A 26118-nucleotide genomic window follows, 5' to 3' on the forward strand; every position below is an offset into this window, starting at 1 on the left:
GACGCTGACGCCGATTCGGGGTATTCGTTAACTGTGCTTGCACATATTGCAATCACTGTTTTCTTTCCACCAGACAAAAGAATGAGGGAAACGAGGCATGAAGAGACAGAAACGAGATCGCCTGGAAAGGGCTCATCAACGTGGTTATCAGGCTGGCATCGCCGGACGTTCAAAAGAAATGTGTCCCTATCAGGCCCTGAATCAAAGGTCCCAATGGCTAGGGGGCTGGCGAGAAGCCATCGGAGACAGGGCAGTACTTGCTTGATACCGTCTCTTTAAAAAGAAACCTCCGCAATGCGGAGGTTTCGCCTTTCTGGAAGGGGCTAAAAGCCGTTATCAGAAAGCGGAGGTATCCTGGAACAGACCCACTTTCAGGTCGTTCGCGGTATAGATAAGACGACCATCTACCAGCACTTCACCGTCCGCCAGGCCCATAATCAGGCGGCGGTTAACGATGCGTTTGAAATGGATACGGTAGGTGACTTTCTTCGCGGTAGGCAGAACTTGACCGGTGAATTTCACTTCGCCTACGCCCAGCGCACGGCCTTTACCTTCACCGCCAAGCCAGCCCAGATAGAAGCCAACCAGCTGCCACATGGCATCGAGGCCCAGGCAGCCAGGCATTACCGGATCGCCAATAAAGTGGCAACCGAAGAACCACAGGTCCGGGTTGATATCGAGTTCTGCTTCTACGTAACCCTTATCAAAGTTGCCGCCGGTTTCGGTCATTTTCACGACACGGTCCATCATCAGCATATTTGGGGCCGGTAACTGCGGGCCTTTCGCACCAAACAGTTCACCGCGACCAGAGGCAAGAAGGTCTTCTTTAGTATAGGATTCGCGTTTATCTACCATGTTCTCAGTAAGCCTTATTTTAGTGAAGGACGCAGGATAGCTAACACGTGTACGCTGAACAAGTCCGATCAGTTAGCACTAAACCAACTTAACCAGCGTAACGGCCACGGGTAACGATGACGAGCATCCTGCTGTGTCGCCTGAGCTATACGTTCCTGAATGGTCTGCATCAGGGTTGTCTGGCCTTCGCCGTCCCAGACCAGGTTTGTCAGTAAGGGTAGTGCATCCTCAACCCCTTCGATGGCCCAGACGGCGAATTGTTGCTGTTCTACCGCATCCAGAATCGCCTGGCTCAGGCTCAAATGGCGAGCGTTAGGCGCCGGAATAATCACGCCCTGTTTGCCGTTTAAACCGCGCTGCTGGCAGATAGCGAAGAAGCCTTCGATTTTCTCATTCAGTCCACCCACCGGTTGAGCACGACCAAACTGATCCACGGAACCGGTAATCGCAATATTCTGATTAATCGGTACGTCTGCAAGCGCGCTGATCACGGCGCACAGCTCTGCCATCGAGGCGCTGTCGCCATCGACTTCACTGTAGGACTGCTCAAAGGTCAACGAGGCAGAGAAGGGGATCTGCTGCTCCAGCTGAAGTTCAGACATCAGGAATGCCTGCATGATCATCATGCCTTTGGCATGAATGTTTCCGCCTAGTTCGGCCTTGCGTTCGATATCGGTAAATTCGCCGTCACCAATGTGCACGACACAGCTGATACGGGAAGGCTCGCCAAAGGCGCGCGGGTGTCCGGGGAACTCGATGACGGATAAGGCATTGATTTGCCCGATACGTTCGCCTTCGGTCTCCACCAGAATCTGTTCCAGCAGAATTTCATCCTGCATACGGTCAGCAAGATAACCTTCACGCCATTCACGCTGGGCCAGCATCTGGCTAAGCTGCTCGCCGGTAAACGGACCGTTGCCGCTGATAACGCCCACTTCACGCAGCTGTTTACCGATCCAGAGCGGGCAGAGCGGCAGGGTTTCCTGATCGCCAGTGTAGCGTACGGCCTCGCGGATTAAGCCCGGCCACGCATCCTCGGCAGGCGAGGGCAGCGCGAAACGTTCCGCCACAGCCATAACCCACTGACACCACTGCGCCATGTCATCGGCATCGGCGATCTGAATATTGTCTTCAAATTCACTGTAAACCGCCTGCTCCGCGAGTTCTGGCTCCATTTCCTGGAAATCAGCCAGAGATTCACGGTCACCCGTCAGCACGACGGTCAGCGACAGCGGCATAGACGGAATGGAAACAGGCAGCGGACGTGAATCATCGTAGCCTACCCAGTCAAAACGTTGCTGCGACACCACCGTTTTCAGGCGCATCCACAGCAGAGGCTGTGCAAGCAGGGTGCGAAGGGAGATGAGCAACACACCACCGTTCGCGCGGTGTACCAGACCGGGTTGCAGTGACACATCGCCATTGAACTGACGAAGGCAGCCGAACAGCTGTTCTGCTTCCACCCAGTTGGCGGTAATCACCTCGCCTTTTGCAGCGAACAGTCCGTCTGCCTGTGTGGCAGGTTCGAAGGTCACGTCACGTCCGGCAATATGATACTGACCACCAAAAACGGCATTCGTTTTTGGCTGCAACTGGCGCATGGCATCACCGAGAAGCGTCAGATACTCGGCTTCTTCCGGGGCTTTGAGCAGCATGAAAGGAGATGTAGCCCATGGGGATGACATCTGCTCCAGCGCGTAATGCAAACGCGGTTGTGTATCGCTAAGTATGAATTCGTGTTCTTTTGTGAGGTCTGGCTGTGCAAACAGCTCCTGATAGCTCTCGGTATCCGGAACCAGGTCACGCCATGCAAGTTTCGTAATGGTCAAAGTTGATGTTTTTTAGTCAGAAGTAAAACCGTGGAGTATACCGTAAGCGGCGCACTCTGCCCAAGCAGGATTCGGGTTTTCGTCATGCGGATCGCCTGCGGCGTTTCACAGGATATGATTTCTTTTCAGCAGATTGCCAAAAAACTGATATTCTGAACAGAGTTACACGGTAACACTGAGATCGCAATGAAATATCAACAACTGGAAAACCTCGAAAGCGGCTGGAAATGGAAGTACCTGGTCAAAAAGCACCGTGAAGGGGAGCTGATCACCTGCTACATCGAAGCCAGCGCGGCACAAGAAGCTGTGGATATGTTGCTGACCCTCGAAAACGAACCGGTGCAGGTCAACGGCTGGATTGAGAAACACATTAATCCGGCCTTGTTAAACCGGATGAAGCAAACTATCCGAGCTCGTCGTAAACGGCATTTCAATGCCGAGCATCAGCACACCCGTAAGAAATCCATCGACCTGGAGTTCATGGTCTGGCAGCGTCTGGCCGGGCTTGCGCAGCGGCGCGGGAAAACCCTGTCGGAAACGGTGGTGCAGCTGATTGAAGATGCCGAGCACAAAGAGAAGTATGCCAGCCAGATGTCGACGCTGAAGAACGATCTACAGGCACTGTTAGGTAAAAAATAAGCTTTTTACTTTTCTTCAGATAATAAAAAACCCCGCATCGCGGGGTTTTTTTATAAGACGGTAACTTATGCCGCAGGCTGAGTTACAACGTCTTTGATACCTTTAACTTCGATCTCTACGCGACGATCTGGTGCCAGGCAGTCGATCAGTGCAGCGCGTGGTTTCACGTTGTCACAGGTAGAACCGGTAACTGGGTTAGATTCGCCCATACCACGTGGGGAGATCTTGTTAGCTGGGATACCTTTAGATACCAGGTAATCAACTACAGACTGGGCACGTTTCTCAGACAGACCCTGGTTGTAAGCGTCAGAACCGATACGGTCGGTGAAGCCCAGAACCACTACAGAACCGTCTTTAGGATCCAGGTTGCTCAGCTGGGTATACAGCTGATCCAGTGCCTGCTGACCTTCTGGTTTCAGGGTAGCTTTGTTGAAGTTGAACAGAACGTCAGACTTCAGAGTGAAGTGCTTGGTCTGTACTTCTGGAGCTGGAGCCGGAGCTGGAGCTACGACTGGCGCATCTTCCTGCTGACCGAAACGGTAAGAAACACCAACGCTCAGCATGCCGTTGTCTGGACGAACGCCAACGGTAGCACCGTCACCGATGTTGTTAACCCACTGGTATTCCAGACGGGTAGCGATGTCACGGGTCATTGCCCACTCAACGCCACCAGCGAATACTGGGGAAACACCAGTGTCGTGGTCGTCACCAGCGATGCTGTTGCTGGAGTCTGCACGCCATACCATGCCGCCCAGACGGGTGTACACGTCCAGATCGTCAGTTACTGGGTAACCCAGTTTAGCGGTCAGCTGTACGCCTTGAGCTTTGAAAGCGCCATTTACGTTGTCGCCTTTGTAAGGCATACGACCTAACCAGTCGTAACCCATTTCAAAGCCAACATACGGGTTAACCTGATAGCCACCGAACGCACCTGCACCCAGCTGGCTCTCGTGAGTAGGGCCATCGTTGTTCAGGCTGCTGTTGTACCAACCGGTGTCATGGAACTGAGACCAGCCCAGTTTACCACCTGCATACCAGGTATTATCTTTCGGAGCGGCCTGCGCTACGGTAGCGAAGCCAGCCAGTGCCACTGCAATCGCGATAGCTGTCTTTTTCATTTTTTGCGCCTCGTTATCATCCAAAATTTGCCATGAATATCTCCATCGGAGGAATCACGGTTAAATCCTTCACCGGGGGGCGTGGTCAAATATAAACCTACCGATATCTTCGGCTTAGGCCGAGCACCCCTGGCGATGTAAAGTCTACAACGTAGCTGAAAACTTACAAGTGTGAAGTCCGTCAGGCATATGAAAAAAAAAGTTCCGTATACCTAATATTTAACAATTTTTGAACGAATTTTGTGCAGTAAAATTAACGAGAACCGCGTCAGACAAGCCTTGCCGCAGTTTTGGCGCGTTGAACTTTTTTTGCATACTGCGGTCGAAAAAAATTCCAGGAAAACTCTTAAAATGACTCAATGGTACACATTTGAGTGAATTTTTAGCCCGGGATGTTGTCCTCTGCGATAGGAATCTCCACGAACCGGCCGCATGATGAAACCCATCGCGTTACCTTCTTCAGCCGCTTCAGTCAGACGCAAATGTTCCTCTTGCGACAGATCCTCAGGCAACCATCCAATCACGACGCTATAGTTCCCGGTACGTAATGCCCGGACCATCGACTCGACCGTATCGCAAGGGGAGAGTTGATTAATCTGCATCACCTTCGCTAACGGCAGGCCAGCCGACTGAACCCATTCACGACTTAATTTTTGCTGTGGCGTCAGCCAGAGCTGCCAGCGAGACTGTTGCCCGAGCTGCTGCAAAAGCGGCAGGAGTAAGAGTTGTGTTAACAGCGGCTGGTCTTCACGGTAAACCACTTCACTGATAAGCCCTGTCGATACACGCCCGATAGAATTCTGCGCAGCATTGCCTGCGGCAGAAGGAGAAGGTGTTAAGTGATTTGCATAGCCTGAAGTGTACATATTCATTCCAGCCCTGTAGTTACTGTATGGATATACAGTAACCCCTGTGTGCATAAAGATCAACCTCATTTTCGGAAAGCGACTCGCAAATTTCATCCATTCCTGGTGAACCTGAAAAAATCATCTTGCCCAACGGCAATAAGTTGCCTATTTTCCTGCTAACGGATCCGTTAGTAAGAAATATCGTGTTTACTGTATGATTTTTAATGGAATTATCATGAAAAAGATATCTTATGATCGGATTTATCAATCTCAGGAATACCTCTCTCCGCTGGGCGAAATTCATCATCGCGCCCTGTTTGGCGGTTATACCCTGGCCGTGGATGAAGCGGTGTTCGCGATGGTGTCTGACGGCGAGCTGTACCTTCGCGCCTGTGAGCAAAGTGCAAAATACTGTGTAAAAAACGCCTCCTCTTTTCTGACCCTGATGAAACGAGGACGGCCAGTGCTGCTTAATTACTACCGTGTGGATGAAGGTCTGTGGCAAAACAGGGAAAAGCTGCTTCAGCTCTCCTCGTTTGCGCTCGATGCCGCCAGGAAAGAGCGCTACCAGCGCCATCAGCGTAACCGGCTTAAGGATCTGCCGAACCTGACCTTTCAGATTGAGGTCCTGCTTATGGAGGCGGGCATTACCAATGAAGAGACGCTACGACAGTTGGGGGCGAAGACGAGCTGGCTGAAAATGCGCTCTAAGAATAAAGCGCTGAGTATCCGGGTATTGTTCGCGCTTGAAGGCGCCATTGAAGGGTTACATGAAGCGGCACTCCCGGCGGATATTCGCCGGGAGCTTATGGAGTGGTTTAATGCGCTGCCTGAGTCGCAGGGCCATCATTCCGCCAGGTAGCGATCTTCTGTCGCAGCCGACAAATTTCCGGCAGCAAAGCGATAAGCAGGCCAATTTGCTGTAGGACCAGCGGAGCTTTGTTGTCGGTGCCAGGATCAAGGTGTGCGATACGTTGCACCAGTTCATCCAGTGCCTGGTGAACCCGTGGCTCATCCGCAGGTTGATGATGAAGCGCATCATCAACGTAGCAAACGGCGTCGTCCAGCAGCGCCAGGATGCCCGGATTTGTCAGTTTCTCACGGTGGGCGCCAAGGGTAGAGATATAGCTGGTGAACGTGTGGTTCAGACACAGCATGCGGAAGGCTGTCTCCCGGATTTCTGCCGTGGCGCGCGGCTCAGTTGACATATTCGAGACAACGGAAGCCAGCTCTGCGTCCGTGTTATGCGCATCGCGACGGGCAATCCGATAGGCCAGACGGTTATCGCGACCCTGATGGTATTGCTCAAGAATAGCATCCAGATAGCGGCAGTTGGCGTTCATTGCTCTGTCGGACACGCGCGGTAAGTTACGAAAACGCCAGTCCGGCCAGATAAAGCTCACCGCCGCCCAGGCAATGGCGCAGCCGATTAGCGTGTCGATAACGCGAGGAAGGGCCACTTCAAAGCCTTCACCCAGCAGATTGAAGCAGAGCAGCACCAGCAGCGTGATGAACATCGTGGCGTGGGCGTACTGCACATTGCGGAAGGCGAAAAACAGTACACCGGTAATCACAATCAGGATCAGTTGCCCTTCTACGGATGGCACAAAGTAGAGCACCGGCAGCCCGATGGCGACCCCGACTAATGTCCCGACAATACGCAGCGCGAGCCGATGGCGGGTAGCGTTATAGTTCGGCTGGCAGACAAACAGGCTGGTCAGCAGGATCCAGTAACCGTGGTGCAATCCTGTTATCTGGATAAACGCGTAGCCGACGCACAGAACCAGCGACATCCTTACCGCATGGCGAAAGAGGGCGGATTCCGGCGTAAAATGACGGCTCAGGCGCAGCCACATATCGCTGAAACCGTTGAGACTGTCGTCGGCAAGCTGGTTGTCGGCGTCATTGCCCGGCATTGCCATCGCCTGTTCAGACTCAATGGTGGCGAGCTGAGCATCGATGGCTCTCAGGTTGTTGAGCAAGAATCCCAGGGCTTTGAACTGTTCCGGCGATGTCCCACTGGCCTGAACGCGATCGAGGGCCGCATCCAGATGACTGAATGCGCGTTCAAAGCGAGGATCGTGCTGATAGGGCGTGCGCAGCAGTATTGAACGCGCAAGTTGCTGGCAGGCCTGAGACTGCATCGACAGCAGGCGCTGGAAACGGAACATCACGTCGCTGTAGCGGAATTTCTCGCGCAGGTCAGCGTACTGCACATGCGAGGAGCTGGCGCGCTCGTGAATATCCTGGGCGACAAAGTAGTAGTGCAGTGTACGCCGGGTACCGCGCTGACCGCGATCGCCGCGCAGACGGGTGAGCAGAGATGCTTTGGTCTGATTCAGCGTGGCGACAAGCTGGCCATTTGCCAGCGCCAGATCGTACAGGGGCGCCTGGCTGTCCTCTTCAATATCCGGATCAAACAGCCGGGATTTCAGCTCCAGATAGTGGGCCAGCTGTTCGTAACTGCGGGCAATGTTGTCCTGTAAGGCACGAACCGGAAAAATAAGATGCCCGGTTAAGGTCAGCAGGTTATACCAGATAGCGCCCAACAGCAGCAGGACCGGCTGCTGATACCACTGATCGTAAAGAGAGACGCCCAGCATGGTGTAAATGGCAATCAGCAGGGCGCCAAACGCGATAGTGGCGTAGCGTTGCCCGAGGCCGCCGAGCAAAATGAAGCCGCTGGTGGACACCGTCAGCCCTAAGGCAAACAGCCAGGGCCAGGGGAAAAGCAGCTCAACGGAGGCGGAAGCAATAAAGAAGCAGACCAGCGTGATGACCAGATTACGCAAACGACCGGCCAGGCGGTCGTCGAGATCCGCCAGCGCGCCGGCCACCACCCCAAGCGTGAGAGGGATGGTGAGCTTCACATCATTCAGCCACCACGGCAGAGCGACGGTGCCGCAAAGGGCGATAAAAATCCTGACGTTATACAGCCAGTTACTGTTCCACGTATAGCGACGAAGCAGGGGGCTTAGCATGAGTGCGGCCAGTCCTTATTACTGAAAACGGCGACGGGCGTTGGCTTCACGCGCGGCTTGCGCGACTTCGACCGGGACAACACGGCGTCCTACCGGCCACAGGGCGATGGTGGCAATTTTGAAATTAGCGATGCCAACCGGAATGCCTATAATCGTGATGCACTGGGCGATACCGGCGAAGATATGCATCAAACACAACCACCAGCCAAAGAAGATCAGCCATAAAATATTCAGCAGCGTGCCGCCGGTATTCATCAGGGCATTTTTTCTTTCCGGCTCCAGTTCATCCACGTGCACGGCTTCATTTCCATAAGGAACGAGGGACAGTTTGGTGATTTCCCAGCAGGAGCGCGTCAGCGGAAGGGTGAAGATGAGCACGATGCTCACCAGGGTGGCAAAAAGCCAGGAAAGGGTGGTGGCAAAACCGCCAAGGACAAAATTCAACACATTCAGAACGGTACGCATAAACCCTCATTTCCTTCGATATGATTAACGCCCGGTGATTGTAACGTTTTTTTGGGCTGGAGCACCTTAAAACTGGCAGTTAAACTGTCTGACAAATTATGACCTCGTGGATCCGGCAGGATATGGAACTGAAAGCAACTTCAATGGGCAAACGCCTGGCGCAGCACCCTTACGACAAGATTGTCCTGCTCAATGCAGGAGTGAAAGTCTCCGGTGAACGCCACGAATACCTTATTCCGTTTAATCAGCTACTGGCCATTCATTGTAAACGAGGGCTGGTATGGGGGGAGCTGGAGTTCGTCCTGCCGGCAGACAAAGTGGTGCGACTCCACGGGACCGAGTGGGCGGAAACCCAACGCTTCCACCATCATCTGAACACGCGCTGGCAGCAGTGGAGCCAGGAGATGAGCGTGATTGCCGCACAGGTTCTGCAACAGGTGCTGGACGATATCGCGTTAAGCAATACGCAGCAGAAGTGGCTGACGCGCCAGCAAACCGCCGGGCTTCAGCAAAAAATCGCCCAGGCGCTGACGGCATTGCCTTTACCGGTGGCGCGGCTTGAGGAATTTGATAACTGCCGCGACGCGTGGCGGAAGTGCCAGGCCTGGCTGAGCGATATCGAGAAAAGCCGTCTGGCGCATAACCAGGCCTGGACTGAGGCGATGCTTACGCAATATGCCGACTTCTTCAGTACGGTGGAGTCATCGCCCCTCAATCCTGCCCAGGCGCGCGCCGTGGTGAATGGCGAGCAGTCTTTATTGGTGCTGGCAGGTGCCGGGAGCGGCAAAACGTCGGTGCTGGTGGCGCGCGCGGGCTGGCTTCTGACAACGGGCGAGGCGGTTGCCGACCAGATTTTGCTGCTGGCCTTTGGTCGCAAGGCTGCGCAGGAGATGGATGAGCGCATTCAGGCGCGTTTGCATACCCAGGATATCTCGGCGCGCACGTTCCACTCCCTCGCTTTACACATCATTCAACAGGGCAGCAAAAAAGTTCCTGTTGTCAGCAAGCTGGAGAACGACGCTCAGGCTCGCCAGGCGCTGTTTATCAAGGCATGGCGTCAGCAGTGCAGTGAAAAAAAGGCGCAGGCGAAAGGCTGGCGTCAGTGGCTTGAAGAGGAACTCAACTGGGAGGTGCCGGAGGGCAGCTTCTGGCAGGATGAAAAGCTGGCGCGCCGGCTGGGCTCTCGTCTCGACCGGTGGGTAAGCCTGATGCGCATGCACGGCGGCTCTCAGGCGGAGATGATAGAAAGCGCACCGGAGTCGATCCGCGCTGTGTTTTCTAAACGGGTTAAGCTGATGGCGCCGATGCTGAAAGCGTGGAAAACCGCGCTGAAAGACGAAAACGCGGTCGATTTTTCGGGGCTGATCCATCAGGCCATTATCATTCTGGAGAAAGGGCGCTTCGTCAGCCCGTGGAAACACATCCTGGTGGATGAGTTTCAGGATATCTCGCCGCAGCGCGCTGCGCTGCTTTCGGCGCTGCGGGCGCAGAATAAACACACGTCGCTGTTTGCCGTGGGCGATGACTGGCAGGCTATCTACCGTTTCAGCGGGGCGCAACTATCCCTCACGACGGCCTTCCACCACTATTTTGGGGAAGGCGATCGCAGCGATCTGGACACCACCTACCGCTTCAACTCGCGGATTGGCGAAATAGCCAACCGTTTTATTCAGCAGAACCCGCACCAGCTGTCGAAACCGCTTAACAGCCTGACGTCGGGGGATAAAAAGGCCGTCACGCTGCTGGCGGACGATCAGCTGGAACCGCTGCTGGATAAACTGAGCGGCTATGCGAAACCGGATGAGCGCATTCTGGTCCTGGCGCGTTATCATCACCTCAAGCCGACGGCGCTGGAAAAAGCGGCGACGCGCTGGCCAAAACTTCAGCTCGATTTTATGACCATTCACGCCAGTAAAGGGCAGCAGGCCGACTACGTGATTGTGGTGGGGCTAAAAGAGGGAAGCGACGGTTTCCCGGCACCAGCGCGGGAATCCGTGATGGAAGAGGCGTTATTACCTGTTCCGGAAGATTTCCCGGATGCAGAGGAGCGGCGTTTACTGTACGTGGCGATAACCCGCGCGCGCCATCGCGTGTGGCTCTTGTTCAACAAAGAGGAGCCGTCGGTGTTTGTCGATATTTTGAAAAGTATTGACGTGCCGGTGGCGAGAAAGCCGTAACGCGCCGGGCAAATTCTGTAGGCCCGGTAAGCGCAGCGCCACCGGGCAAAAAACTACTTCAGTCTCTCCGCAAGATAACGCTGATAATCCGGGATCAAAATCTCCACCGGATCGTTAAACTGCGGCGATTCAATGATGAAATCTGCCGTTGAAAGATTGGTGGCTACCGGAATGTTCCACACCGTCGCCAGACGCAGCAGCGCTTTAACGTCCGGATCATGCGGAACCGCGTTCAGCGGATCCCAGAAGAAAATCAGAACGTCAATTTTACCTTCTGAAATCTGAGCACCTACCTGCTGGTCACCCCCCATCGGGCCGCTCAGCATGGCATTCACTTCCAGACCGGTTTCGCGGTGGATCAGGTTGCCGGTTGTTCCCGTGGCAGAAAGGGCATGATGCTGTAAAAGAGGCTGATGGCGACGAACCCAGTTAAGCAGCATTTGTTTACAGTGATCGTGCGCAACCAGAGCAATGTGCTTGCGCGCCGGAAGTGTGCGTGTTGTCAGTTCCATAATCTTATCCGTGAGGTTACCTCGTTACACGATGACGGGAACTGGCTGATGCTGCAAGAGAAAGGACGAAAAAATGTGGCTTACGACGAAGGTTGTTGCTTCGCCCATTGCAGAAAACGGGCGCGCGTGTCCGGATCGGCATTCTGGAACCAGAACTTGAGGCGTTGCTCAGTAAGGGTCTGCGACTGAGGGGGGAGTACATCCAGCTCCGATACGCCCGAAAGCAGGGTACTGTCATCCGCCATCATGGTGGCGAACTGGGGCAGCGAGGCGCGCCTGCTGGCCCTGTTGTAGGTCTCGGTGTCCGCTTCATAGTCTGTTCCCTTTGACCTTTTTGTCAGCGCCAGAATATCCAGTTTTACCGGGATGGGCATGGAGTCCCCGTCCACCAGTTCAATGCGCGGCGAGGCATCAAATGCCAGTGACTCCTTTTCTGTCTCAAGGCGCGGGAGACGAAAATTGACCTGGCTGATAAGCTGGGTATTAAAGCTGACCACCAGCGGAGGCGAAATGTACACCTGCTGTTCGTTGTCGGCGAGGCGAATGGTCTTTTCCACCCGAAAAACCACCTGGTGCGGGCCGTTATCCAGCTCGATACTGTCTGCACCCCGCAGCAGGGAGCTGGAGACTTTTTTCCCGTCCAGCACCAGCAGGTCAATGTCGGTTGAGAGTCTGAGGGTGGTTGCGAAAACACAAACCGGCATGATTAACGCAACCATAGCCCAGGCAATGTCGGTTTTCATAGCAGACTCCTGTAGACAAACTACCCGGTAAGAATGTATCAAAAGTTTTCGACAAACACGTTTACTAACATATAGACATATTCTGCCGTTTTGCCCTCATACTTCTGTATGGGATGCGTGGTTGAGATGTCCGCTTTGACGTACACTTTGAAAAAAGCCAGGAGGAAGAGCATGAAAGAGAACGACATTGTCGAGATTCTGACGTCCACGCGCACTATCGCGCTGGTCGGCGCGAGCGATAAACCGGATCGCCCAAGCTATCGGGTCATGAAATACCTTCTGGATCAGGGTTATCACGTGATCCCGGTCTCGCCGAAGGTGGCGGGGAAAACGCTGCTGGGCCAGCAGGGCTATGCGACGCTCGCGGACGTGCCGGAAAAGGTGGATATGGTGGACGTTTTTCGTAATTCAGAGGCGGCCTGGGGCGTGGCGCAGGAGGCGATTGCCATCGGCGCGAAAACGCTGTGGATGCAGCTGGGCGTGATTAATGAGCAGGCGGCCGTGCTGGCGCGCGATGCCGGGCTGAAGGTGGTGATGGATCGCTGTCCGGCAATCGATATTCCCCGTCTGGGGCTGGCAAAATAAAAAAAGCCCGTTTGACGGGCTTTTTTACACCTTCAGTTGCGCAGTCTTGGTGCCTGTAACTGTTTGCGGATGGTCTGAGCAAGCTCGTCCATAGTGGGTTGTTCCGGATGCTCATCCTGTAGTTCACCACTCAGCTGCGCTTCGGCAAGATAGGTATGGACAGGCTGACCATCGTCGCCCTCCATAACCACATGATACCAGGGCGCGGCGCGAAGCGCTGCGTCAACGGCCAGATCGTCTGCTGACGGTTCATCAAGGGAATACTCCGGGTCGATATCCACGACCACACCCAAATATCCAAGCAAGGTGTGGCGGACCTGCTGGCCGATACCGAATTTGCTGGCAATCATAGTCACCTCCCGGGAAACATTACATACACACTATGTGCGGGCAATATTTCTCTTTTCAAGTTACATGACGCGACAGGCAAACCCTTTCAGATACAGCCCTTCCGGGTAGGTAGCGATCACCGGGTGATCGGCGGCCTGACGGAACTGCTCTATAAATTGTACATCACGACCCGCATCTATTGCGGCATCGGCGATGATTTTTTGGAATAAATCTGTCGTCATCAGGCCAGAGCAGGAGAACGTCAGCAGCACGCCGCCCGGGTTCAGCAGCTGGATCGCCAGCATGTTGATGTCTTTATAGCCACGGCAGGCGCCCATCAGCTGGCTTTTGTTTTCAACAAATTTCGGCGGGTCCATCACGATGACGTCAAATTTCTCGCCCTGGTCGCGGTATTTACGCAGCAGTTTGAATACGTCGTCGCGCACAAACTCCGCTTTGCTCAGATCCAGCTTATTCAGCTCAACGTTCTGCTTCGCCACGTCCAGCGCTTCCTGTGAGGTGTCGACGCTCACCACCTGAGCACAGCCGCCCATCAGGGCAGAGACCGCAAAGCCGCCGGTATAAGAGAAGCAGTTCAGCACGCGTTTATCGGCAACGTACTGGCGCGTTGCCAGACGGCTGTCACGCTGGTCGAGGTAATAACCGGTCTTATGGCCGCCCTGAATATCCACCAGCAGCTTCATGCCATGCTCTTCAATAGGCAGCAGGGCTGGCGGCAGTTCGCCGGTGACCGGGCCTTGCGTCAGCTCCATGCCCTCTTTTTTACGTACCGCCACGTCGCTGCGGTCGTAAATGGCACATTCCGGGAACAGGGTTTGCAGGGCGCTAATCAGCGCGGCACGCTGGTATTCCGCCCCGGCGCTCAGCAGCTGCAACACCAGGAAATTGCCGAAGCGGTCAATGGTCACGCCCGGCAGCCCGTCGGACTCTCCGGCAATCAGACGATAGCTGTCCAGCCCGTCACGCTTTGCCAGCCACTCGCGCCACTGCTGCGCCTGTTGCAAACGACGGACAAAGAAGTCGATATCGATGGTTTCTTCTTTATCGAATGTCCAGACGCGCGCGCGGATCTGAGATGCTGGCGAGTATGCGCCGCGTGCTAACCATTTCCCCTGATGGTCAACAATATCGATGGTTTCACCGAGGCTGGCTTTACCTTCCATGCGGGCAACCGCGCCGGAAAAGACCCAGGGATGGCGGCGCAGTAATGACTTCTCGCGCCCTTTGGCTAACACTAAACGTACACTCATAATTTGCTATTCTGTCGATTCCAATGAAATGGCCGCCATTTTCCCGACTTCAGTGAGGAAATGCAACGCGCCAGTCGGATAAGGAGAAGGATGATGTCAAATGTTTGCACCATTGCCTGGGTTCATGGCCTTGTACAGGGCGTCGGATTCCGCTACAGCACCCAGCGCGAAGCCCTTCAGCTCGGGCTGACAGGGTATGCGCGTAACATGGATGATGGCAGCGTGGAGGTTGTGGCCTGCGGTGAGGCGGATCGGGTTGAGAAGCTGGTGGCGTGGCTGAAAGCGGGCGGACCGCGCAGCGCGCGGGTTGATAAGGTGCTAACGGAACCGCATCAACCCGACCGGGAATACGCTGACTTCAGTATTCGCTATTAAATGCATTTTACCGGCTTTGGCAGGCCGGCGATTTTTGTCGCCTGTTTAGCCGGGCCTTTCGGAAACAGGCGATACAGATAACGGCTGTTGCCTTTCTCTTCGCCAAATTTATTCGCCATGGCTTTGACCAGCATGCGGATAGCCGGCGAGGTGTTGAATTCAAGGTAAAATTCTCGCACGAAGCGCACCACTTCCCAGTGTTCCGGGGAGAGGGTAATTCCTTCATTTTCCGCAATTTTCTCCGCCAGCGCTTCGCTCCACTGGCTGCTCTCTTTCAGATAACCGTCGTTATCGGTTTCGATCTCTTTGCCTTCAAAACTCAACATATTCATTCACACGTTAGTCAAAAACCGCCTAAGTCTACCAAAAAAACAAAGCCCCGCATAAGCGGGGCCCTGTTCACAGCACGGTGAGTTAATCGCGGCTGGCGAAGCCCAGGATGCTCAGCAGGCTGACAAAAATGTTGTACAGCGACACATACAGGCTCACGGTGGCGCGGATATAGTTCGTCTCACCGCCGTGAATGATGTTGCTGGTTTCATACAGGATTGCGCCGGATGAAATCAGGATAAACACCGCGCTGATTGCCAGATGCAGCGCAGGCAATTGCAGGAAGATGTTCGCCAGCATACCGACCAGCACAATCACGATACCTGCCATCAGCATACCGCCAAGGAAGGACATGTCCTTACGGGTGGTCAGCACGTAGGCCGAGCAGCAGAAGAACACCAGCGCGGTACCGCCCAGCGCCATACCAATCACGTCGCCCATTCCGGCAGACAGATAGGCATTCAGGATTGGCCCCAGAATGTAGCCCAGGAAGCCGGTAAAGGCGAACGCGGAGAGAATACCCACCGGTTTATCCGCGGTTTTGTAGGTCAGGAACATCAGACCGTACATACCTACCAGCGTGAGGATCAGGCCCGGAGAAGGCAGCATCAGTACGGTGCTGGCCGTCGCGGTGATCGCCGAAAACGCCAGCGTCAGGCTGAGCATGAAATAGGTATTGCGCAGCACCTTATGGGTGCTGAGTAGCGATGTGCGGTCGCGTGAAGAAGTAATTATACGATCCATGAGTCACTCTCTTATGACAGATGTAATTAGCGCAAAGAATAGGAAACGGCGCGGCAGACGCAAAGTGGTTTTACCCATCTTTACTCAGCCCCTTAGGGATTATGCTGGTTTTTTATTCTGGCAAAGCCTTTGTACTCAGAATGAAGTGCGGTTTGTAGGGCGTGTTCAGATCAACCTCTTATAGGTCACTGAAAAATATTGCGTTATTTCCCTAAGGCCGCTAAGAGTTATTTCCGGATCGTCATAAAAACAGACAATAAGGCGAAGGAAATGAAACCACAAACACGCACGCACTTTACACTCTCTTTGTTAACCGCAGGGATCCTGTGCGCCAGCACGGCAACCTGGGCGGCTAACGTGCCGGCAGGAACCCAGCTGGCAGATAAGCAGGAACTGGTCAGGAACAACGGCAGTGAACCCGCCTCGCTCGACCCGCATAAAGTCGAAAGCGATGTCGAATTCAATATTATCAGCGATTTATTCGACGGGCTGGTCAGCGTCTCTCCGGCAGGTGAAATCCAGCCGCGCCTGGCGGAGAAATGGGAAAATAAAGACAACACCGTCTGGACGTTCCATCTGCGTCCGGGCATTACCTGGAGCGATGGAACCCCCATCACCGCAGAAGATATTGTCTGGAGCTGGCAGCGGCTGGTCGACCCGAAAACCGCCTCTCCGTATGCCAGCTATCCCGGTAGTATGCGTATCGTCAACGGCACTGATATCGCAGAAGGCAAAAAAGCGCCCGAGTCGCTGGGGGTGAAAGCCATCAATGACACCACGCTGGAAGTTACGCTCACGCAACCTAACGCCGCTTTCCTGGCGATGCTGGCTCACCCGTCTCTGGTGCCAATTGATAAAGTCCTGGTAGGCCGTTTCGGTGATAAGTGGACCAAACCGGAGCACTTCGTCAGCAGCGGGGCTTATAAACTGTCACGGTGGGTGGTTAACGAACGCATTGTGGCGGTGCGTAACCCGAAATATTGGGATAACGAACATACCGTCATCAACAAGGTGACCTATCTGCCCATTTCCTCTGAAGCTGCTGACGTCAACCGCTACAAAGCGGGCGAAATCGACATTGTTTACACGGTGCCGATCAACCAGTTTGCTCAGCTGAAGAAAACGCTGGGGAGCGAGCTGGACGTTTCACCGCAGCTTGCCACCTATTATTATCAGTTCAACACCACCCGGCCGCCGTTCAACGACGCCCGCGTGCGCAAGGCGCTGAACCTGGCGCTGGATAAAGACATCATCGCCGGGAAAGTATTAGGGCAGGGCCAGCGCCCGGCATGGCTGATCAGCCAGCCGGATATTGGCGGCGTCAAGCTCCAGAACCCGGATTACGCCAGCTGGCCGATGGATAAACGCATTGCCGAGGCGAAAAAGCTGCTGGCCGAAGCCGGATTTAACGACAGCCATCCGCTCAGCTTTAATCTCCTCTATAACACCTCGGAATCGCACCAGCGTATTGCCATTGCCGCCAGCTCAATGTGGAAGAAGAACCTCGGCGTGGAGGCGAAGCTGCAAAATCAGGAGTGGAAAACCATGCTTGATACCATGCACACCCATAACTTTGACGCGGTACGCTACGCCTGGATTGCCGATTACGACGATGCGGCAACCTTCCTGAACAACTTCCGTACTGGGGACAGCCAAAACACCACTCAGTACAGCAATCCGGACTACGATCGGGCACTGGTGAACGCGGCGAAATCGAAAACGGCGGAGGAGCGCGGTAAGTTCTACCAGCAGGCAGAAGATCTGCTGGGACGCGATGTACCGGCGATCCCGGTCTATCACTACGTGCGCACGCACCTGGTGAAACCGTGGGTAGGGGGTTTCACGCCAGACAAGCTCGGGTACTACTACACCAAAGATATGTACATCAAAAAGCACTAACGATCCGCGGTGGATAATATGCTGCCAAAACGGCCAATCTGTCGTCTATTCAACCGATTAAACGCATTTTGGCTATTTTTAAAGCGAACGAATGCGCGCACTCTTTACAGCGCGCGGTGAGGTGTTTATAGTTCGCCTCACTTAGGAAGCGTGGCCGAGCGGTTGAAGGCACCGGTCTTGAAAACCGGCGACCCGAAAGGGTTCTAGAGTTCGAATCTCTACGCTTCCGCCAAATTCGAAACCCCTGCGATAGCAATATCGCAGGGGTTTTTGCTGTTGCGCCAGTCTTCCGTCATGCCACCATGCTGTAGCTTATCGTGATCCCGGCGTCGGCCTTGCAGACCTGAGCTTTTACGCACCAGGTGTCCTCGATGTTTGCCGGCGTCAGAACCGCTTCGGGCGCGCCCGTGGCGGCGATCTGCCCGGCCTTCAGGAGGATCAGACGCTGGCAATAATTGGCCGCAAGATTGAGATCGTGCAGTGCAACCACCACCGTAAGCGGCAGCTGTGAAACGAGCCGCATCAGCTCCAGCTGGTGCTGAATGTCCAGGTGGTTTGTCGGTTCATCGAGCAACAGCACCTGCGGCTGCTGGGCCAGCGCGCGGGCTATCTGGCTTCGCTGGCGCTCTCCGCCAGACAAAGAGTGCCATCGCCGCTGGCGTAAGTGGCATAACTGCATCAGGCCAATCGCCTGCTCAACCGCAGCCTCATCATCGCGCGAGGTTCTCTGGAATGTTTTCCGGTAGGGCGTACGCCCCAGTCTGACAATGTCCTCAACGGTCAGTTCTCCGTCGACCTCAGCATGTTGCGGGACAAACGCCATGTGCTGCGCGCGTTTTTTCAGCGGCATCATGCCAAGCGTTGTGCCATTAAGCGCCACGCGTTCGCTGAGTCGTGGAAACAGCCCGGCGAGACAGCGCAGCAGCGTCGACTTGCCCGAGCCGTTTGGCCCTAACAGGCCGACAATCTGCCCGGATGGCAGGTCGAGATCGATATCCTTAAGCACCGTCTGCGCTTGTCGGGTTACGGTTAACCCGGCCACAGTAATATTCATAGATGCTCCTTTCGGTTTTGATAAAGCAACGCCACAAAGACGGGGGCGCCCACCAGCGCAGTCACCACCCCGATGGGCAGAACCTGGTGCACAATCAGCGTGCGTGAGACGATATCGGCGAGGATCATAAAGTGGGCGCCGATGAGAAACGTCAGCGGGATCGAGCGACGATGGCCCGGCCCACATAGCATGCGCGTTACATGGGGAATGACCAGCCCGACAAACCCCACTGCGCCCGTGGCGCTCACCAGCGTTGCGGTAACAATGGCACAGGTCAGCAATAAGACAATACGCACGGCGGTAACCGGGATCCCCAGCGTGGTGGAGACCTCATCCCCGAAGGTAAAGGTGTCCAGCGCCCGTGAAAAGAGCAATACCACCAGTAAACCCGCAAGCGTAACGGCCAGCGCCAGCAGCGCGTCAGGCCAGCGCACGCCGCTTAGACTTCCCAGCAGCCAGAACATGACGCTACGGGACTGCTCGGCATTGGCGGACGTACTGACGACGTACGCGGTCATGGCGTTGAAGAGCTGGGTGCCCGCAATGCCAGCCAGCAAAATGCGCGACGGGCTTTCACTCATTCCGTTTGTTATCACCATGATGAGCGCAAAGGCGGCGCACGAGCCGACAAACGCACCGCTGCTTACGCCAATCACGCTCCCCCCGATGCCGAGAAGCATCACGCAGACGGCCCCCAGCGATGCGCCCGCGGAAATCCCCAGCAGATAAGGCTCAGCCAGAGGGTTACGCAGGATCGACTGTAACACCAGCCCGCACAACGCCAGACCGCCGCCGCTGCACGCGGCCATTACTGCCCGGCTCATGCGATATTGCCAGACGATACCTTCCTCCGTTTGCGGCAACGCATAAGAGGTCAAACTCAGTCCGTTGAGGATCGCTTTCCCGGTACTGGCATACGACACCGGCATATCACCGATACTGGCGGCAAAGACCAGCATCAGCGGCAGCGCCATGGCACCTGCTGCCAGTAAACCCTGCTGGCGGCGGTCAAAAGCGAAATGACTCATTGTTCATCCTGGAAAGAAGCCAGCCGATCGCTGATAAGCTCAACCGCATCGACGTTACGCAATGAAGGGTTTAACGACATCGCTGGCACCACGATGATGTGGTTGTTCCTGACCGCAGGCATGTTCTTTGTCACCGGGTCACTGCGCAAGAACGCTTTTTTTACCTCAACGTCATCGGCAGGGTAGAGCTTGCGGGACATCCCGGCGATAACAATCACGTCCGGCTGCGATCGGGCTATATGTTCCCACGTTACAGCGGGCCATTCGTCGTGAGAGTCAATAATGTTCTTCAACCCCAGCGTGCGGCTGATCCAGCCAGGCGCGCCGTAATTCCCGGCCACCCAGGGATCGCCATTCAGACGGCTGCTGGAGAACCAGAATACGACGCTAAGTGGTTTCGCGGAGGCGCGCGCCTGGGCCTTTTTAATACGCTCCGCCAGCGCACGATTGAGCTGCTCACCTCGCGCGGAAACATCAAAAATCCTCGCCAGATCTGTCACTTCCCGTGTAATTTCAGCCAGTGAAAACGGCGCGCTACGTGCTCCGTCTGCGTTTGAGGTTTCCGTTACCGTTTTATCCGTGCAGTCGGCAGGGGAGATCCACGTATTAATCCCCAGCGACGCAAACTGCTCACGGGTTCCCACTTCTCCCTGCGGACCAATGTGCCAGTGATACTGCGCGAGAACGAGTTCAGGTTTCTGCCCTACCACGGCTTCAAAGGAGGGGGAGTTATCCGCAAGCCGGGGGAGGTTTTTCCCGGCATCATCCAGCGTGGGTGGGAGCTTGCCGAACCAGACTGACGTCGCGGCGATCGTTTTCTCCAGCCCCAGTGCGAGCAGTAATTCTGTTTCATGCTGACCCACGGTAACGACGCGCTGAGGAGCCTGCGTAAAGGTCTGCTTGACGCCGCAATTTTCAATCTTGAGGGGCCAGGTGGTAGCGGCGAAAGCGGCAGGCGCCATGGTGAGCAGTGAAGCCAGAAATAATCCTTTTTTGAGTAACATAGAACGCAATCCAAAATTGTTATGTTATAACATAATACATATATTGTGATTGAGAGCAACACGCTCACCGTCGCTTGTTGCAGAAACGAAAGGCTGGACTATTCGCAACATACCCACCTGGCATTCGCGGGTTGCCTGCAATGGACTGCATCGCCAGAATGTTTTTTGAGCGTATATTTAATTTCTCAAGATCCTTACACGGTAGGTGCTGGTCGTTTTTTGTGATAGTTGCAGCTTTTCGCTATGTCATGGTTTTCCAGGAAGAAGACAGGGGAACTCTTTTATCGCAGTGAGGCTTAGCTAATTGGTGTTGTACGAAAAAAGTCTAAATGACCACCCGCGAATCTAATAAACGTTATGAATGTAAAAATAAATGTTTGCATTTTAGCCAGTCGATGGCGAAGAAATCAGCGGGACGGAAGGGGACGACGAAAGACGTGTAATGTTATGCAAATTCGTGCTTTACATCATGCTCAGAGATGTTTATAGTGCGCCTCACTTTGGAAGCGTGGCCGAGCGGTTGAAGGCACCGGTCTTGAAAACCGGCGACCCGAAAGGGTTCTAGAGTTCGAATCTCTACGCTTCCGCCAAATTCGAAAACCCTGCGATAGCAATATCGCAGGGTTTTTTCGTTATTCCAGCCCCAGCGTATACTGCGCGATTTTGAAGTAGATAATCAGCCCGGTCCCGTCGATTAGCGTGGCGATAAACGGTGCGGAGACCACCGCCGGATCGATTTTGCAGCGTTTCAGTACCATCGGGATCACCGACGAGACGATGGCGCTCCACAGCGTAATGCAGACCAGCGTCAGGCTGACGATGAGCGTGATTTCCATCCCAATACCCATCATCCAGGCGCGAACGCAGCCCGCCAGACCCAGCGTGGCGGCAATCATTAACGAGGTGCTGATCTCTTTGCGCAGCACGCGACCCACATCGCGAAGGTGGACTTCACCCAGCGCCATGGCGCGCACCAGCGTCGAGGTGATCTGCGTCCCGCTGTTTCCGCCGGTGCCAATCAGCAGCGGAATAAAGAACGCCAGCGCGATGGCAGATTCCAGCGCCTCTTCAAAATGCTGGATCACCGAACTGGTATACGCTTCCGCAACAAACAGCAGCAGCAGCCAGACGGAGCGTTTCTTCCACAGGCTGAAGGCGCTGGTTTCCAGATAGGGCTTCTCCAGCGGCAGCGTCGCCCCCTGAAGCTGGGCATCTTCAGTAACGTCATCTTCCAGCAGATGGGCGATTTCACGCTCGGTAAGGCAGCCCACCAGCTTGCCGTGGGTCACCACCGGCACTACATCCGCACCCGCGTGCGCCAGCAGCCCGGCGACATCCGCCCGCTCATCTTCCGGTTTGAGCTGAATAAAATCCGATATCATCAACCCCTTAACAGGCTGCACGGTGTCCGTGGCCTGCAATAATTTGCGTACGGCGATTAAACCCGCGAGGCGACCGTTATCTTCGATAAAAATATGCGACGGAATATCATCATCTTTTAATTTTTCAAAGAACTGCTCGCGTGCCAGAGCTACGCATAATGAAATATCGATAACGATAAAATCGGTATTCATATATTGCGCGATGGCGCTGTCATTAAAAGCCAGGTTTTGGTTGTGAATTGCGTAAGACATAGTAAATTCCCTTTGAATAATAAAATCTCTCAGGGGCGAGCAAGACAGGGCATGTCGGAAAGGAGATCCCCACGTCCTGGGTTCAGCACTGTACACCGTATCCCACAAGGGAAGTTATACTGACAAAGCCTTGATTCGACAGTGCCTGTTTTACCCTGTGCCGGTTCTCTCGAACCCACCAGAGCGATAACGTGTATTTGTACAGGAGCCTCGCCATAACGAGATCGTTGTAAAACGAGAGGGATAATACGCCTGTTTAAATTTAGTGCTCAGAAAATTAAATAATGTTTAAGAACGGTTTAGGTAAATCTTATTAATAAAATGTTGAGGGTTTATTTAAGGTTATTCATTTTAAATGGAGAATTAAATTATTAACGGGGGAGGGGAAAATGACATGGTTTGATAACCTGCTGAATCATTTTGCGCTGTATCCGGCACATCTGTTTGTGCTGTTATTCGTGATGGCGCTGAGCAAATCGACGGTGCTGATCTCCTCCGTCCTGCCGCCCGCGTCGGTGATGCTGCTGGCGGGCATTACCGTCAGCCAGGGGAGCATGCATCCTGCGCTGACGTGGCTCGCCGTGGTGATGGGGGCAACGGCGGGTTCGGTGCTGAATTACCATATCGGCCAACTGATGGGGCATACCCGGATGGTCACGCGCTTCACCTCAAAGCATGCCAATAAGTTCCTGCGGGTCCAGCATCAGCTGCAAAAGAACGGGGTCATCGTGCTTTTTACGTCGCGCTTCCTGGCGGTGTTGCGTTACATCGTCCCGCTGGCGGCCGGGATGCTCAGGCTGAACGCCGTCAAGGTCTACGCCGTCAGCCTGCTTTCCGCCTGTGCGTGGGCGGCGCTGTATGTCGGCGCGGTCACCGGCATCAGCGCCTTTTGAATTACAGGCTCCCCATTCCGCCGTCCACCAGCAGTTCCGTTCCCACCGTGTAGCTCGACTCGTCGGAGGCCAGATAGAGTGCGGCTTTTGCCAGCTCGGTCGTCGAGCCCATTCTGCCCAGCGGCACCAGCTTAATGACCTCTGCCATCATCGCGTTAAGCGCCTCGTCGCTTAAGCCAGTTTTCGTAAACGCCGGGGTTTCCACCGGACCGGGACTCAGACCGTTGACGCGGATCCCGCGCGGCGGCAGCTCCGCCGACAGCGTGCGCGCCAGCGACAGCAGGGCGGCCTTGCTCGCGGCATACGCGCTGCTGGTGGGCAGGCCGATGCGCGCGCTCACGGAGCCGCAGAGGATCACCGAGGATGGGTTATTCAGCAGCGGCAGCAGCGCCTGAATTAAAAAGAACGGTCCCTTCAGGTTGATGTTCATCAGACGGTCCCAGGCCTCTTCCTGCCAGACTTCCAGCGGCGCGTGCGTTACGTCTCCGGCGTTGAGAAAGACCGCATCCAGGCGTGGCCAGCGGGCGGTGAGGGTCTCCGCCAGCGCTTTTTGCGACGAAATATCGCCTGCGTCGGTTGGGATCACCCAGGCCTTATCGCCCAGAATGCGCTCTGCTTCGGCGAGGGTATCCGGGTTGCGTCCGGTCACGGCGACGCGCGCCCCTTCGGCGATAAACGCCTGCGCGGTGGCGAGACCGATACCGCTGGTGCCGCCGGTAATCAACGTATACTTATCGGTTAAACGACCCATGTTCTTCTCCTGAAATGTCTCTGGAGAAAGCACTATAGAAACGTTAGTATCGAAAGGAAACCAGGTACCAAATGGATACTGACGAGGCAAGAGGTGTGAAATGGCAGAGCTACTGGAAGCGTGCTGCGAAAAAAAATCTGAGGCGTATACCTGCCCGATGACGCAGTTTGTGAACCTGATTTCCGGTAAGTGGGCGATCCCCATTCTCTATCGCCTGATTGTGTTCAATACGCCCGTTCGCTTTGGCGATCTGCTGCGTGCCGCTGCCCCCATCACCCAGAAAGAGCTGACGAAGCAGCTGCGCCTGTTTGAGCAGCGCGGGCTGGTGACGCGAACGGTCTACCCGGAGATCCCGCCGCGCGTGGAGTATCAGATCACCGAGCTGGGGCTAACCCTTCAGGACGCACTCTCGCCGCTGGCCGCCTGGATGAGCGAATACGGCGACCAGCTTCAGCGTTAGGCTACTGTTTTACGTAGCGCGGAGCCCCGCTTCATCGGTGAGATCGGCCACCAGAATATCGACTGCGACCCCGTAGCGCGCGTCGCGAACAATCAGCAGCGACCACCAGTCGCCGATAATATCCAGCGAACGGGCGACGGGGCAGGTGCTCTCTTCAAGGCGGGTACGTTTCACAGCGAATTCTCCGGTGGGGTATGGTTTTTTTATAAAACTCATCGGCACACGCCGTAAGCACGTTAATCATCAGTTTGAGAAATGCTTCCCGAAAAACCTGTCACGAATCTGTCACACTCAGGGCGACATTAAAAAACGTGTGAGGAATTAGGGATGAGAAAAGCACTACTCGCAGTTGCTGTGGCAGGTACCCTTTCCGTGACCTTTGGCGCACAGGCGCAGGACACGCCGGACGGCTATCAGCTGGAACAGGTGCTCATCATGAGCCGCCACAACCTGCGCGCGCCGCTTGCCAATAACGGCAGCGTGCTGGAGCAGTCCACGCCGAAGCAGTGGCCGGAGTGGGACGTCCCGGGTGGACAGCTCACCACCAAAGGTGGCGTACTGGAAGTGTATATGGGTCACTATATGCGCGAGTGGCTGGCAGAGCAGGGGATGGTGAAGACGGGTGAATGCCCGTCAGCGGATACCGTCTATGCCTACGCCAACAGCCTCCAGCGCACCGTGGCGACCGCGCAGTTCTTTATCACCGGCGCGTTCCCCGGGTGCGATGTTCCTGTACATCATCAGGAAAAAATGGGCACCATGGACCCCACCTTCAATCCGGTCATTACCGATAACTCCCCTGAGTTTCGCGAGAAAGCGCTGAAAGCGATGGAGACGGAACGGCAGAAAATGCAGCTGGATGAAAGCTACAAACTGCTGGAACAGCTTACAAACTACAGCGACTCGCCGTCCTGCAAGGAGAAAAAAGTCTGCTCCCTGACGGAGGCGAAAGATACGTTCAGCGCCGATTATGAAAAAGAACCGGGCGTCTCCGGGCCGCTGAAGGTGGGTAACTCGCTGGTGGATGCGTTCACGCTACAGTATTACGAAGGCTTCCCGACAGACCAGGTGGCCTGGGGGGAAATCAAAACCGATCAGCAGTGGCGCGTGCTGTCGAAGCTGAAAAACGGCTATCAGGACTCGCTGTTTACGTCGACGGAGGTGGCGCAGAACGTGGCTAAACCGCTGGTGAAGTACATTGATAAAGCGCTGGTGACCGACCAGGCAAAAGCGCCAAAAATCACCCTTCTGGTGGGGCACGACTCTAACATCGCCTCGCTGCTGACCGCGCTGGACTTCAGGCCTTATCAGCTGCACGACCAGCAGGAAAGAACCCCGATTGGCGGTAAAATTGTCTTCCAGCGCTGGCATGACAAAAACACTAATCAGGAGCTGATGAAAATTGAGTATGTCTACCAGAGTTCAGAGCAACTGCGTAACGCCAGCGTACTGTCGCTGCAATCCCCTGCGCAGCGCGTGACGCTGGAGCTGAAGGGCTGTCCGGTGGATGGCAACGGCTTCTGTCCTGTCGATAAATTCAATGCGGTGATGAACAACGCGGCGAAATAGAAGATAACCCCCCGCGTGGGCGGG

The 26118-nt window shown here is 54.9% G+C and carries 27 protein-coding genes, 2 tRNA genes, 1 pseudogene and 1 riboswitch; of the genes and pseudogenes, 12 read left to right on the forward strand and 18 right to left on the reverse strand.

The window, feature by feature from the left end; genetic code table 11:
* Positions 1–97 precede the first annotated feature (97 nt).
* Positions 98–265 carry a ribosome modulation factor gene (gene rmf / locus RS584_RS07695; RefSeq protein WP_003858162.1) on the forward strand — a complete coding sequence of 56 codons (168 nt, stop codon included), beginning with the start codon at positions 98–100 and terminating at the stop codon, positions 263–265.
* A gap of 71 nt (positions 266–336) precedes the next feature.
* Here the strand turns inward: rmf and fabA are convergent, their stop codons facing one another.
* Both fabA and RS584_RS07705 read right to left on the reverse strand, forming a co-directional pair.
* Entirely contained in the window at positions 337–855 is a 519-nt protein-coding gene (fabA, locus tag RS584_RS07700) for a bifunctional 3-hydroxydecanoyl-ACP dehydratase/trans-2-decenoyl-ACP isomerase (protein WP_000227926.1), read from the reverse strand.
* A gap of 68 nt (positions 856–923) precedes the next feature.
* Positions 924–2684, reverse strand: a complete 1761-nt coding sequence (locus RS584_RS07705; RefSeq protein ID WP_315749233.1) for a Lon protease family protein — start codon at positions 2682–2684, stop codon at positions 924–926.
* A 186-nt stretch (positions 2685–2870) separates the two neighbouring features.
* On the opposite strand from RS584_RS07705, the gene matP reads away from it, so the two are divergent.
* Positions 2871–3323, forward strand: a complete 453-nt coding sequence (matP, locus tag RS584_RS07710) for a macrodomain Ter protein MatP (protein ID WP_006809347.1) — start codon at positions 2871–2873, stop codon at positions 3321–3323.
* A gap of 65 nt (positions 3324–3388) precedes the next feature.
* Here matP and ompA read toward each other — a convergent pair whose 3' ends face one another.
* Complete coding sequence (gene ompA / locus RS584_RS07715) at positions 3389–4441, reverse strand: porin OmpA (protein ID WP_017694761.1); 1053 nt, start codon at positions 4439–4441, stop codon at positions 3389–3391.
* Positions 4442–4797: 356 nt separating this feature from the next.
* A complete protein-coding gene (sulA, locus tag RS584_RS07720; RefSeq protein ID WP_026080726.1) occupies positions 4798–5307 on the reverse strand; it encodes an SOS-induced cell division inhibitor SulA in 510 nt (169 codons plus the stop codon).
* A 217-nt stretch (positions 5308–5524) separates the two neighbouring features.
* On the opposite strand from sulA, the gene RS584_RS07725 reads away from it, so the two are divergent.
* On the forward strand, positions 5525–6151 hold the full coding sequence (locus RS584_RS07725; RefSeq protein ID WP_017384804.1) for a TfoX/Sxy family DNA transformation protein: 627 nt from the start codon (positions 5525–5527) through the stop codon (positions 6149–6151).
* Here RS584_RS07725 and yccS read toward each other — a convergent pair.
* Both yccS and RS584_RS07735 read right to left on the reverse strand, forming a co-directional pair.
* Positions 6108–8270, reverse strand: coding sequence for a YccS family putative transporter (yccS, locus tag RS584_RS07730; RefSeq protein ID WP_315749236.1), 2163 nt, complete (start codon positions 8268–8270; stop codon positions 6108–6110). The genes RS584_RS07725 and yccS overlap by 44 nt on opposite strands.
* An 18-nt stretch (positions 8271–8288) precedes the next feature.
* Positions 8289–8735, reverse strand: coding sequence for a YccF domain-containing protein (locus RS584_RS07735; RefSeq protein WP_003858149.1), 447 nt, complete (start codon positions 8733–8735; stop codon positions 8289–8291).
* Between the two features lie 122 nt (positions 8736–8857).
* On the opposite strand from RS584_RS07735, the gene helD reads away from it, so the two are divergent.
* On the forward strand, positions 8858–10912 hold the full coding sequence (helD, locus tag RS584_RS07740; RefSeq protein ID WP_063151327.1) for a DNA helicase IV: 2055 nt from the start codon (positions 8858–8860) through the stop codon (positions 10910–10912).
* Between the two features lie 53 nt (positions 10913–10965).
* On the opposite strand, the gene mgsA is transcribed toward helD, so the two are convergent.
* On the reverse strand, positions 10966–11424 hold the full coding sequence (mgsA, locus tag RS584_RS07745) for a methylglyoxal synthase (protein WP_003858146.1): 459 nt from the start codon (positions 11422–11424) through the stop codon (positions 10966–10968).
* 80 nt (positions 11425–11504) lie between these two features.
* Positions 11505–12167: a curli synthesis inhibitor gene (csgI, locus tag RS584_RS07750; RefSeq protein WP_032653163.1), complete on the reverse strand. Its 663-nt coding sequence runs from the start codon at positions 12165–12167 to the stop codon at positions 11505–11507.
* Between the two features lie 171 nt (positions 12168–12338).
* On the opposite strand from csgI, the gene RS584_RS07755 reads away from it, so the two are divergent.
* Positions 12339–12752, forward strand: coding sequence for a CoA-binding protein (locus tag RS584_RS07755; protein ID WP_006809337.1), 414 nt, complete (start codon positions 12339–12341; stop codon positions 12750–12752).
* 32 nt (positions 12753–12784) lie between these two features.
* On the opposite strand, the gene hspQ is transcribed toward RS584_RS07755, so the two are convergent.
* Together hspQ and rlmI are read right to left on the reverse strand one after the other, a co-directional pair.
* Positions 12785–13102: a heat shock protein HspQ gene (hspQ, locus tag RS584_RS07760; protein ID WP_017693678.1), complete on the reverse strand. Its 318-nt coding sequence runs from the start codon at positions 13100–13102 to the stop codon at positions 12785–12787.
* A 60-nt stretch (positions 13103–13162) separates the two neighbouring features.
* Positions 13163–14353: a 23S rRNA (cytosine(1962)-C(5))-methyltransferase RlmI gene (rlmI, locus tag RS584_RS07765; RefSeq protein ID WP_015570890.1), complete on the reverse strand. Its 1191-nt coding sequence runs from the start codon at positions 14351–14353 to the stop codon at positions 13163–13165.
* A 93-nt stretch (positions 14354–14446) separates the two neighbouring features.
* Here rlmI and yccX point away from each other — a divergent pair, with 93 nt between their 5' ends.
* Positions 14447–14728: an acylphosphatase gene (yccX, locus tag RS584_RS07770; protein ID WP_017693676.1), complete on the forward strand. Its 282-nt coding sequence runs from the start codon at positions 14447–14449 to the stop codon at positions 14726–14728.
* On the opposite strand, the gene tusE is transcribed toward yccX, so the two are convergent.
* Together tusE and yccA are read right to left on the reverse strand one after the other, a co-directional pair.
* Entirely contained in the window at positions 14725–15054 is a 330-nt protein-coding gene (gene tusE / locus RS584_RS07775) for a sulfurtransferase TusE (RefSeq protein ID WP_003858129.1), read from the reverse strand. The two genes, yccX and tusE, sit on opposite strands and share 4 nt — an antisense overlap.
* A gap of 88 nt (positions 15055–15142) precedes the next feature.
* Complete coding sequence (gene yccA, locus RS584_RS07780; protein WP_003858127.1) at positions 15143–15802, reverse strand: FtsH protease modulator YccA; 660 nt, start codon at positions 15800–15802, stop codon at positions 15143–15145.
* Between the two features lie 270 nt (positions 15803–16072).
* On the opposite strand from yccA, the gene RS584_RS07785 reads away from it, so the two are divergent.
* Positions 16073–17701, forward strand: coding sequence for an ABC transporter substrate-binding protein (locus RS584_RS07785; RefSeq protein WP_315749240.1), 1629 nt, complete (start codon positions 16073–16075; stop codon positions 17699–17701).
* A gap of 144 nt (positions 17702–17845) precedes the next feature.
* Positions 17846–17933, forward strand: a tRNA-Ser gene (locus RS584_RS07790).
* A 60-nt stretch (positions 17934–17993) separates the two neighbouring features.
* On the opposite strand, the gene RS584_RS07795 is transcribed toward RS584_RS07790, so the two are convergent.
* From RS584_RS07795 to RS584_RS07805, 3 genes are read right to left on the reverse strand one after another with little or no spacing between them, the layout of a single operon-like run.
* A complete protein-coding gene (locus RS584_RS07795) occupies positions 17994–18755 on the reverse strand; it encodes an ABC transporter ATP-binding protein (protein WP_315749242.1) in 762 nt (253 codons plus the stop codon).
* Positions 18752–19783 (reverse strand): iron ABC transporter permease, encoded by a 1032-nt coding sequence (locus RS584_RS07800; protein ID WP_315749244.1) that lies wholly within the window; start codon positions 19781–19783, stop codon positions 18752–18754. Before RS584_RS07800 ends, RS584_RS07795 begins: the two co-directional genes overlap by 4 nt.
* Complete coding sequence (locus RS584_RS07805) at positions 19780–20787, reverse strand: ABC transporter substrate-binding protein (protein WP_315749246.1); 1008 nt, start codon at positions 20785–20787, stop codon at positions 19780–19782. Before RS584_RS07805 ends, RS584_RS07800 begins: the two co-directional genes overlap by 4 nt.
* A gap of 502 nt (positions 20788–21289) precedes the next feature.
* On the opposite strand from RS584_RS07805, the gene RS584_RS07810 reads away from it, so the two are divergent.
* A tRNA-Ser gene (locus tag RS584_RS07810) sits at positions 21290–21377 on the forward strand.
* 42 nt (positions 21378–21419) lie between these two features.
* Here RS584_RS07810 and RS584_RS07815 read toward each other — a convergent pair.
* Positions 21420–22421 (reverse strand): magnesium transporter, encoded by a 1002-nt coding sequence (locus RS584_RS07815; RefSeq protein ID WP_015570882.1) that lies wholly within the window; start codon positions 22419–22421, stop codon positions 21420–21422.
* Positions 22422–22481: 60 nt separating this feature from the next.
* A riboswitch (M-box (ykoK) riboswitch) is annotated at positions 22482–22651 on the reverse strand.
* A gap of 159 nt (positions 22652–22810) precedes the next feature.
* On the opposite strand from RS584_RS07815, the gene RS584_RS07820 reads away from it, so the two are divergent.
* Positions 22811–23314: a DedA family protein gene (locus tag RS584_RS07820; RefSeq protein WP_015570881.1), complete on the forward strand. Its 504-nt coding sequence runs from the start codon at positions 22811–22813 to the stop codon at positions 23312–23314.
* Between the two features lies 1 nt (position 23315).
* Here RS584_RS07820 and RS584_RS07825 read toward each other — a convergent pair whose 3' ends face one another.
* Positions 23316–24065, reverse strand: coding sequence for an SDR family oxidoreductase (locus tag RS584_RS07825; RefSeq protein WP_315749249.1), 750 nt, complete (start codon positions 24063–24065; stop codon positions 23316–23318).
* A gap of 100 nt (positions 24066–24165) precedes the next feature.
* Here RS584_RS07825 and RS584_RS07830 point away from each other — a divergent pair, with 100 nt between their 5' ends.
* Complete coding sequence (locus tag RS584_RS07830) at positions 24166–24525, forward strand: winged helix-turn-helix transcriptional regulator (RefSeq protein WP_017384779.1); 360 nt, start codon at positions 24166–24168, stop codon at positions 24523–24525.
* A 66-nt stretch (positions 24526–24591) separates the two neighbouring features.
* Here the strand turns inward: RS584_RS07830 and RS584_RS07835 are convergent.
* Positions 24592–24699, reverse strand: a pseudogene (locus tag RS584_RS07835) (winged helix-turn-helix transcriptional regulator); the annotation flags it as partial.
* Positions 24700–24852: 153 nt separating this feature from the next.
* Between RS584_RS07835 and agp the strand changes: the two are divergent.
* Entirely contained in the window at positions 24853–26094 is a 1242-nt protein-coding gene (gene agp / locus RS584_RS07840; protein ID WP_063623930.1) for a bifunctional glucose-1-phosphatase/inositol phosphatase, read from the forward strand.
* The last annotated feature ends 24 nt before the right edge of the window (positions 26095–26118 follow it).

Origin of the sequence: Enterobacter sp. DTU_2021_1002640_1_SI_PRY_ASU_LCPMC_013 (assembly GCF_032389435.1) — a bacterium.
GTDB lineage: Bacteria > Pseudomonadota > Gammaproteobacteria > Enterobacterales > Enterobacteriaceae > Enterobacter > Enterobacter hormaechei_C.

Bases quoted from the DNA above. Each gene is read 5' to 3' on its own strand.
- helD (WP_063151327.1), top strand. From the start codon at position 8,858: ATGGAACTGAAAGCAACTTCAATGGGCAAACGCCTGGCGCAGCACCCT.
- rlmI (WP_015570890.1), bottom strand. From the start codon at position 14,353: ATGAGTGTACGTTTAGTGTTAGCCAAAGGGCGCGAGAAGTCATTACTG.
- yccX (WP_017693676.1), top strand. From the start codon at position 14,447: ATGTCAAATGTTTGCACCATTGCCTGGGTTCATGGCCTTGTACAGGGC.
- csgI (WP_032653163.1), bottom strand. From the start codon at position 12,167: ATGAAAACCGACATTGCCTGGGCTATGGTTGCGTTAATCATGCCGGTT.
- RS584_RS07795 (WP_315749242.1), bottom strand. From the start codon at position 18,755: ATGAATATTACTGTGGCCGGGTTAACCGTAACCCGACAAGCGCAGACG.
- yccS (WP_315749236.1), bottom strand. From the start codon at position 8,270: ATGCTAAGCCCCCTGCTTCGTCGCTATACGTGGAACAGTAACTGGCTG.
- fabA (WP_000227926.1), bottom strand. From the start codon at position 855: ATGGTAGATAAACGCGAATCCTATACTAAAGAAGACCTTCTTGCCTCT.
- mgsA (WP_003858146.1), bottom strand. From the start codon at position 11,424: ATGGAACTGACAACACGCACACTTCCGGCGCGCAAGCACATTGCTCTG.
- rmf (WP_003858162.1), top strand. From the start codon at position 98: ATGAAGAGACAGAAACGAGATCGCCTGGAAAGGGCTCATCAACGTGGT.
- RS584_RS07820 (WP_015570881.1), top strand. From the start codon at position 22,811: ATGACATGGTTTGATAACCTGCTGAATCATTTTGCGCTGTATCCGGCA.
- RS584_RS07830 (WP_017384779.1), top strand. From the start codon at position 24,166: ATGGCAGAGCTACTGGAAGCGTGCTGCGAAAAAAAATCTGAGGCGTAT.
- RS584_RS07725 (WP_017384804.1), top strand. From the start codon at position 5,525: ATGAAAAAGATATCTTATGATCGGATTTATCAATCTCAGGAATACCTC.
- matP (WP_006809347.1), top strand. From the start codon at position 2,871: ATGAAATATCAACAACTGGAAAACCTCGAAAGCGGCTGGAAATGGAAG.
- tusE (WP_003858129.1), bottom strand. From the start codon at position 15,054: ATGTTGAGTTTTGAAGGCAAAGAGATCGAAACCGATAACGACGGTTAT.
- RS584_RS07805 (WP_315749246.1), bottom strand. From the start codon at position 20,787: ATGTTACTCAAAAAAGGATTATTTCTGGCTTCACTGCTCACCATGGCG.
- RS584_RS07785 (WP_315749240.1), top strand. From the start codon at position 16,073: ATGAAACCACAAACACGCACGCACTTTACACTCTCTTTGTTAACCGCA.
- RS584_RS07755 (WP_006809337.1), top strand. From the start codon at position 12,339: ATGAAAGAGAACGACATTGTCGAGATTCTGACGTCCACGCGCACTATC.
- RS584_RS07825 (WP_315749249.1), bottom strand. From the start codon at position 24,065: ATGGGTCGTTTAACCGATAAGTATACGTTGATTACCGGCGGCACCAGC.
- RS584_RS07815 (WP_015570882.1), bottom strand. From the start codon at position 22,421: ATGTCTTACGCAATTCACAACCAAAACCTGGCTTTTAATGACAGCGCC.
- yccA (WP_003858127.1), bottom strand. From the start codon at position 15,802: ATGGATCGTATAATTACTTCTTCACGCGACCGCACATCGCTACTCAGC.
- hspQ (WP_017693678.1), bottom strand. From the start codon at position 13,102: ATGATTGCCAGCAAATTCGGTATCGGCCAGCAGGTCCGCCACACCTTG.
- ompA (WP_017694761.1), bottom strand. From the start codon at position 4,441: ATGAAAAAGACAGCTATCGCGATTGCAGTGGCACTGGCTGGCTTCGCT.
- RS584_RS07735 (WP_003858149.1), bottom strand. From the start codon at position 8,735: ATGCGTACCGTTCTGAATGTGTTGAATTTTGTCCTTGGCGGTTTTGCC.
- RS584_RS07800 (WP_315749244.1), bottom strand. From the start codon at position 19,783: ATGAGTCATTTCGCTTTTGACCGCCGCCAGCAGGGTTTACTGGCAGCA.
- agp (WP_063623930.1), top strand. From the start codon at position 24,853: ATGAGAAAAGCACTACTCGCAGTTGCTGTGGCAGGTACCCTTTCCGTG.
- sulA (WP_026080726.1), bottom strand. From the start codon at position 5,307: ATGTACACTTCAGGCTATGCAAATCACTTAACACCTTCTCCTTCTGCC.